The following is a 7,424-nucleotide window of genomic DNA, read 5'->3' as shown; positions in this document are numbered from 1 at the left end:
AGCGCGTTGTGGCCCGCGACGATCATGCAGATGCACCCGCACGCGACGGTGCTGGTCGACGACGCCGCGGCCTCGCGTCTGCAGCTCGCGGACTACTACCGCCAGACGTACGCGTCCAAGCCCGACTGGCAAGGCCTGTAGCCGATCTCTCGATGAACTCTCGCGGGCCGTCGCCCGCGAGGCACAGCCGCCCGTCGGCGCGCGGTCCACGCCCCTGGACCGCAGCGCCGGCGGGCTTCGTCGTCGTACGCCCCCATCCTTGGAGAATCGGCGGGAGGCGATCTGTAAGATCCGCTGACAATGTCTTGCATCTTGGTCGCGAGCCTGCCAAGGTCTCAGGTGGCACCAACGCCGGTGCCGTCCGATGTGGGGGTATGTCGATGAAGAAGAAGCTTGCCGGGCTCATGCTCGGCGCAGGTCTCGTCCTCGGTCTCGCGGTCGCCCCGGTGGGCGCGGCATACGCCAACGGTGGCGTGTCCTGCCCGTCCGGGCGGACGGTGTACTTCACGTCCTCGTCACCGTTCAAGGTCAGGGTGTACCCGCCCCAGGGTGGGCAGCTCTACTCGAGCACCAAGGTGGGCACGCAGTACCGGGTGTACACGGGCCGCCAGAGCATCCTCGAGTGGCACGCGGTGAGCGGCAATCCCTCGGTGGGCTGCGCGGTCTGAGGTCGTCGTCCGTGGGGCGGGAGGCCTGCCCCACGGACTCGCCCTCGGCAGCTGGTCGACACGCCCCCGTTGCATCTCTCCGGTCTCGCCCGGAGTCCGGTAGGGACTCGCGGCGGACAAACGGTCACGGGATGTCCAGGCTCGACTGTCGCCCCCACGCCGTAGACTTCGTCCATGATCGAACTCCGCGCGAGCACGCCCCCCGGGGGTCCCGAGGACCCGTTCCGGAACCCTGCGACCGAGCCGACCACCGGCACGTCGACCGGGGTGCTCGAGCGCGAGGAGACGCGCGAGCAGACCGAGCCGGGCGACCACGAGCGCTTCGCGCACTACGTGCGCAAGGAGAAGATCATGGAGTCGGCGCTGTCCGGCAAGCCCGTGATCGCGCTGTGCGGCAAGGTCTGGGTCCCGGGTCGCGACCCGAACAAGTTCCCCGTGTGCCCCACGTGCAAGGAGATCTACGACGGTCTGCGGGACCCGCAGGACGGCGAGGGTGACTCCGGCAAGTGAGCGGGGAGCACCACTCGACGTCCACCGGTCACTCCGCCCCCGACTCCCGTAGCAGGACCAGCCCGCCCGCGCCGCAGAGCCCCTCGTCGGCTGCGGCGTCGCACCTGTCGCCCGCGTTCCCGCGCCGTGCCCCGTGGGGCTCGGCGTCGAAGCTGCGCGCCTGGCAGGCGGAGGCGCTGGAGCTGTACCGCACGCGCGCGCCGCGCGACTTCCTCGCTGTGGCGACGCCAGGTGCCGGCAAGACGACGTTCGCGCTGCGGGTCGCGACCGAGCTGCTGGAGCAGGGCGTGGTGCGGCGTGTGACGGTCGTCGCGCCGACCGAGCACCTCAAGCACCAGTGGGCGGACGCGGCGGCGCGCGTCGGCATCCGGATCGACCCGAACTTCCGCAACAGCCAGGGCCGGCACGGCGCGCACTACGACGGCGTCGCGCTCACCTACGCGCAGATCGCCGCGAAGCCGGCGCTGCACGCGGCGCGCACGACCGCCGACCGCACGCTCGTCATCCTCGACGAGGTCCACCACGGCGGTGACGCGCTGTCGTGGGGCGACGCCGTGCGCGAGGCGTTCGAGGACGCGACCCGGCGCCTGGCGCTCACCGGCACACCCTTCCGCTCGGACACGGCCGCGATCCCGTTCGTCGAGTACGAGCGCGGGCCGGACGGCATCCGGCGGTCGCGCGCCGACTACACGTACGGCTACGGCGACGCGCTGCGCGACCACGTCGTGCGCCCGGTCCTGTTCCTGTCCTACTCCGGGAACATGCGCTGGCGCACGAAGTCGGGCGACGAGGTGAGCGCGCGCCTCGGCGAGGCGCTCACGAAGGACATGACGGGGCAGGCGTGGCGGACCGCGCTCGACCCGAACGGCGAGTGGATCCCGTCGGTGCTCGCGGCGGCGGACAAGCGACTCACGGAGGTGCGGCGCGCCATCCCGGACGCGGGCGGCCTCGTCATCGCGACCGACCAGACGGACGCGCGCGCCTACGCCGGCCACCTCGCGCGCATCACCGGTGAGTCGCCCACGGTCGTGCTCTCCGACGACGACGGCGCGAGCAGCCGCATCGAGGAGTTCTCCGACGGCCACGGGCGCTGGATGGTCGCGGTCCGCATGGTGTCGGAGGGCGTCGACGTCCCGCGGCTCGCGGTCGGCGTGTACGCGACCTCGACGGCGACGCCGCTGTTCTTCGCGCAGGCCGTCGGGCGCTTCGTCCGTGCGCGCCGCCGGGGCGAGACGGCGTCGGTCTTCCTGCCGAGCGTGCCGCACCTGCTGGAGCTCGCGAACGGCCTCGAGATCGAGCGCGACCACGCGCTCGACCGGCCGCTCACCGCCGAGGAGCAGGGCGAGGGGTTCAACCCCGAGGACGCGCTCATGGCGGAGGCGAACCGCGAGGAGAAGGCGTCGGGGGAGCTCGTCCAGGGCTCGTTCGAGGCGCTCGAGGCGCAGGCGTCGTTCGACCGCGTCCTCTTCGACGGCGGCGAGTTCGGCACGGGGGCGGACGTCGGCTCGGACGAGGAGCTCGACTTCCTCGGGCTCCCGGGGCTGCTCGACGCCGACCAGGTGACCACGCTGCTGCGCCAGCGCCAGGCGGACCAGATGAGCCAGCGCTCGAGGAGCGCACGGTCGGCGGAGCAGGAGCGTGCGGAGATGGACCACCGCCGCGCGGCCGAGCTGCGCAAGGAGCTCCAGCAGCTCGTCTCGGCGTGGGCGCGGCGCAGCGGGCAGCCGCACGGCTCGGTGCACAACGAGCTGCGACGCCGGTGCGGCGGCCCTGAGGTGCCGCTCGCGACGGTCGAGCAGCTCGACGCGCGCGTCGCGACCGTGCGCGGCTGGTTCGTCGGCAAGCGCTAGACGCCGCACCGCCCGGTGCGGCGGCACCACGGGGCGCGACGGACGCGGGTGAGCCCGGGCCCGACCGACGCCGCGGGGCCCCGAGCGAGCCCTCGCGAGCCGCTCAGGGGAGCGTGTGCACGACCGTGGGGATGGCCGGGTCGCCGGCGGAGAGACGCCGCGCGCCGCGCGGGAGCTCCGCACGGGCCTCGCGGTGGCGGTGCGCGGCGTTCTGCACGCCGTACGAGCCGACCCACCGCGAGTCGACGGCACCGTCGACGACGAGCGGCACCTGGAGGCGGCGCAGGTCGCCGTCGTCGGGCTCCCACTCCTGGACGGCGAGGTCGTCGCCGGTCACGACGACCTCCTCGACCGCGCGCCCGTCCACGTCGTAGCGGCGGGCGGCGCACTTGCGGCCGCCCGTGCTCGTCTTGGCGGTCGACGCCTTGGCGACCGGCTGGAGCACTCCTGAGGAGTCGGCGCGCGCGACGAGCTTGTAGACCATCCCGCACGTGGGAGCGCCCGAGCCGGTGACGAGCGACGTGCCGACGCCGTACGAGTCGACGGGCGCGGCGGCCAGCGACGCGATGGCGTACTCGTCGAGGTCTGATGTCACGGTGATCTTCGTGTCGTGGGCGCCGAGCGAGTCGAGCTGGCGGCGCACCTCGACGGCGAGGACGCCCAGGTCGCCCGAGTCGAGGCGCACGGCGCCGAGCCGTCCGCCGGCGGCGCGGACCGCGTTCTGCACGCCCTTGCGCACGTCGTAGGTGTCGACGAGGAGCGTGGTCCCGGGCCCGAGCGAGGCGACCTGCGACGCGAACGCCGACTCCTCGTCGTCGTGCAGGAGCGTGAAGGCGTGGGCTGCGGTGCCGATCGTCGTCAGGCCGTAGCGGCGGCCCGCCTCCAGGTTCGACGTCCCCGCGAACCCGCCCACGACGGCCGCACGGGCCGCGGCGACGGCCGCCTGCTCGTGCGCGCGGCGCGCGCCCATCTCCAGGCACGGCCGCTCGACGGCGGCGCTCGTCATGCGCGACGCGGCGGACGCGACCGCGGAGTCGTAGTTGAGGATCGACAGCACGAGCGTCTCGAGCAGCACGGCCTCGGCGAACGTGCCCTCGACGGTCATGACGGGGGACTGCGGGAAGAAGACCTCGCCCTCGGGGTACCCGGTGATCGAGCCCGTGAACCGGTAGTCGGCGAGGAACTCGAGCGTTCGCTCGTCCACGACGTCCTGCGACCGCAGCCAGTCGAGCTCCTCGGTCGAGAAGCGGAACGACGCGAGCGCCTCGAGGACGCGGCCCGTGCCGGCGAGGACCCCGTACCGCCGGCCCGGGGGCAGGCGGCGCGTGAAGACCTCGAACAGGCAGTGCCGCTCGGCGGTGCCGTCCGCGAGCGCGGCCTGGAGCATCGTCAGCTCGTACCGGTCCGTGAGGAGCGCGGTCGACGCCGACGGCCAGTAGGGCGGGCGCGGGGGCGAGGTGAGGCGGGCAGCGCTGTCGGCGGCGAGAGGGGCGACGCTGCCCGGGTCGGCGATGCTCATGCGGACCACGGTAGGGCAGCGGCGCCTGCCGTGGGTGCTGAGAACGCCCCGAATACAGTGGTGACGTGAGACCTCAGCCGATCTTCACCCGCGCCGGTGGCGCGCGGGCGTCCGTGACCGTGCCCGAGGAGGCGACGCGCGCCGACGAGGCGACCCGGCTCGACAGCCCGTGGGCGACCGTCGTGTGGAACGACCCGGTGAACCTCATGAGCTACGTCGCCTACGTGTTCGAGTCCTACTTCGGCTACCCGGCGGCGCGCGCGCACGAGCTCATGCTCCAGGTGCACCGGGAGGGGCGCGCCGTCGTCTCGACCGGCGACCGCGAGCGCATGGAGGTCGACGTGCAGGCGATGCACTCGTTCGGTCTGTGGGCCACGCTGCAGAAGGACGGCGAGCAGTGAGGCCGTTCCGCGCCGAGGCGCACGGGTACGTCGCGGAGCTCGAGCCGTCGGAGCGGATCGTGCTCGCGCAGCTCGCGGGCGACGTCGCGCAGATGCTCCAGGAGGGCGTGCCGGGTCGCGGCCCGGGAGGGGCCGGCCCGGGGGCGGGCGAGCCCGACGACGCGTGGTCGCCGCCCGGGTGGACCGGCCCGGTGCCGGGCAGGCCTGGTGATGGTGGGGGAGCGGCGACGCCCCCGCCCGACCCCGCGGTGCGGCGTCTGCTCCCGGACGCCTCCGACGACGCCGAGGTGGCCGCGGAGTTCCGGCGCTTCACGCAGGACGACCTCGCGGCGCGGAAGGTGGGCCGGCTCGTGCTGCTCGCGCGCAGCCTCGTGGACCACGAGCCGGCGGGGGCGGCGCCGTACGTCGTGGGCCGGGACGAGGCCGAGGACGTCGCGGGGGCGCTGACCGACGTGCGGCTCGTGCTCGCCGAGCGGCTGGGGCTGCGGACCGACGAGCAGGTCGAGGGGCTCTACGACGAGCTGGACCGGGAGGGGGACGACGGCCCGGACGACGGCGAGGTCGGCGGTGCGCCGCGCCGGTTCCTCGTGAGCGTGTTCCTCCTCACGGGGCTGCTGCAGGAGTCGCTCGTCGACGGGATGCTCGCGGACCTGCGTGCGGGGCGCGGGCGTCCCTGAGCAGCGCGGACCGTCGTCGGGCGCCCGTGCGTCGCGTCGCGGCTGCGGCACCCTGTGGGCGCTGCCACAGCGGTGCGGCGCGTCCGGGCGCGCCGCGCGCGCGGACCCGCCAGTAGGCTCGGGCGGGTGAACGACGCTCCCATCGGGATCTTCGACTCGGGCGTGGGCGGCCTGACCGTGGCACGCTCGATCCTCGACCAGCTCCCGAACGAGGCCCTCCACTACATCGGGGACACCGCGAACGGGCCCTACGGTCCCAAGCCGCTCGCGGCCGTCCGGGCGATGGCGCTGGCGATCATGGACCAGCTCGTCGACGACGGCGTGAAGATGCTCGTGATCGCGTGCAACTCGGCGTCGTCGGCGGTGCTGCGCGACGCGCGCGAGCGGTACACGCAGCGCCACGGGCTCCCCGTGGTCGAGGTGATCCTGCCGGCCGCGCGGCGCGCGGTCGCGGCGACGCGCACAGGCCGGATCGGGGTCATCGGGACGCGCGCGACGATCACGTCGCGCAGCTACGAGGACGCGTTCGCCGTGACGCCCGGGCTCAGCCTGACGACGCAGGCGTGCCCCGAGTTCGTGCCGCTCGTCGAGCAGGGCGTCACGTCCGGCCCGGAGGTCCTGGAGGTCGCGCACCGCTACCTCGACCCGGTGAGGGCGGCGGGCGTGGACACGCTCGTGCTCGGCTGCACGCACTACCCGCTGCTGACGGGCGCGATCTCCTACGTCATGGGCGAGGAGGTCACGCTCGTGTCGAGCGCGGAGGAGACGGCCAAGGACGTGTACCGCACGCTCGTCGCGCACGACCTCGAGCGGTCGCGCGACGCGGGGCCGCCGCAGCACCGGTTCCTCGCGACGGGGAGCGCGGAGCCCTTCGAGCACCTCGCGCGGCGGTTCCTCGGGCCCGAGGTGCTCAGCGTGGAGGCCCTCTGATGCGCCTCGTCACGGTCGGCTGCTCCGGGTCGTTCGCGGGCCCGGACTCGCCCGCGTCGTCGTACCTCGTCCAGGTCCCCGCCGCCGAGGCGGCCGCGGCGGGCGCCGAGGCGCGCGACTGGAACGTCGTGCTCGACCTCGGCAACGGCGCGCTGGGCGCGCTGCAGCGCTTCGTCGACCCGCTCGACGTGGACGCCGTCGCGCTGTCCCACCTGCACCCGGACCACTTCGTCGACGTGTGCGGGCTGTACGTCTACCTGCGGTACCACCCGGAGCGCGGGTCGGTGCGCACGGGCGTCCCGAGCCGCCTGCGGGTGCTGGGCCCCACCGGGACGGCGGCCCGGCTCGAGGCCGCGTACGGCGCGGAGCCCGGGGACGGCATGGGCGAGGAGCTCGACGTGCGCACGTGGGAGCCGGGCGCCCCGGTGCGGGTCGGGCCGCTCACGCTCGAGCCGTTCCGCGTGTTCCACCCGGTGGAGGCGTACGGCGTGCGCGTCACGGGCCCGTCGTCGCTGCGCCCGGGCGAGCAGGCCGTGCTCGCGTACACGGGGGACACCGACGCGTGCGACGGCGTCGTGGACCTCGCGCGCGACGCCGACCTGCTGCTCTCGGAGGCCGCGTTCCACGAGGGCCGGGACGACGGCGTCGAGCGGGGCATCCACCTCACGGGCCGCCGGGCGGGCGAGGTCGCGACGGCCGCGGGGGCGCGCCGCCTCGTCCTCACCCACCTGCCGGCGTGGAACGACCCGCAGCGCTCGCTCGCCGAGGCGCGCGAGGTCTACGACGGCCCGCTCGACGTCGCGAGCACGGGCGCGGTCTTCGACGTCTGACGCGCCCGGCGGGCGGGGGTGGTCGGTAGGGTTGGCGGC

8 protein-coding genes and 1 pseudogene are annotated in these 7,424 nt (G+C 74.4%); 8 read left to right on the top strand and 1 reads right to left on the bottom strand.

Translation table 11 applies throughout. The features are described from left to right. The 4 genes and pseudogenes from GYH36_RS19735 to GYH36_RS12130 all read left to right on the top strand — a co-directional run. Positions 1 to 141, top strand: a pseudogene (locus tag GYH36_RS19735) (glucosamine-6-phosphate deaminase); the annotation flags it as partial. 239 nt (positions 142 to 380) lie between these two features. Next, positions 381 to 668, top strand: a complete 288-nt coding sequence (locus GYH36_RS12140) for a hypothetical protein (RefSeq protein WP_143314521.1) — start codon at positions 381 to 383, stop codon at positions 666 to 668. A gap of 174 nt (positions 669 to 842) precedes the next feature. Beyond that, positions 843 to 1,178: a DUF3039 domain-containing protein gene (locus GYH36_RS12135; RefSeq protein ID WP_034605677.1), complete on the top strand. Its 336-nt coding sequence runs from the start codon at positions 843 to 845 to the stop codon at positions 1,176 to 1,178. Between the two features lie 104 nt (positions 1,179 to 1,282). Then, on the top strand, positions 1,283 to 3,028 hold the full coding sequence (locus GYH36_RS12130; protein ID WP_203231803.1) for a DEAD/DEAH box helicase: 1,746 nt from the start codon (positions 1,283 to 1,285) through the stop codon (positions 3,026 to 3,028). 103 nt (positions 3,029 to 3,131) lie between these two features. Here the strand turns inward: GYH36_RS12130 and GYH36_RS12125 are convergent, their stop codons facing one another. After that, complete coding sequence (locus tag GYH36_RS12125; RefSeq protein ID WP_024842311.1) at positions 3,132 to 4,547, bottom strand: nicotinate phosphoribosyltransferase; 1,416 nt, start codon at positions 4,545 to 4,547, stop codon at positions 3,132 to 3,134. 113 nt (positions 4,548 to 4,660) lie between these two features. Between GYH36_RS12125 and clpS the strand changes: the two genes are divergently transcribed. From clpS to GYH36_RS12105, 4 genes are all read left to right on the top strand, one after another. Further along, complete coding sequence (clpS, locus tag GYH36_RS19325; protein ID WP_024842312.1) at positions 4,661 to 4,948, top strand: ATP-dependent Clp protease adapter ClpS; 288 nt, start codon at positions 4,661 to 4,663, stop codon at positions 4,946 to 4,948. Next, positions 4,945 to 5,625 (top strand): DUF2017 family protein, encoded by a 681-nt coding sequence (locus tag GYH36_RS12115; protein WP_162289961.1) that lies wholly within the window; start codon positions 4,945 to 4,947, stop codon positions 5,623 to 5,625. Before clpS ends, GYH36_RS12115 begins: the two co-directional genes overlap by 4 nt. A gap of 126 nt (positions 5,626 to 5,751) precedes the next feature. Next, a complete protein-coding gene (murI, locus tag GYH36_RS12110; protein WP_115942290.1) occupies positions 5,752 to 6,555 on the top strand; it encodes a glutamate racemase in 804 nt (267 codons plus the stop codon). Continuing rightward, positions 6,555 to 7,385, top strand: coding sequence for an MBL fold metallo-hydrolase (locus tag GYH36_RS12105; RefSeq protein ID WP_115942291.1), 831 nt, complete (start codon positions 6,555 to 6,557; stop codon positions 7,383 to 7,385). Before murI ends, GYH36_RS12105 begins: the two co-directional genes overlap by 1 nt. Positions 7,386 to 7,424: the final 39 nt, after the last annotated feature.

The organism is Cellulosimicrobium composti, assembly GCF_010287905.1.
In the GTDB taxonomy this organism is placed as follows: Bacteria; Actinomycetota; Actinomycetes; order Actinomycetales; family Cellulomonadaceae; genus Cellulosimicrobium; species Cellulosimicrobium composti.
This window is presented reverse-complemented; position numbering and strand designations above follow the sequence as displayed.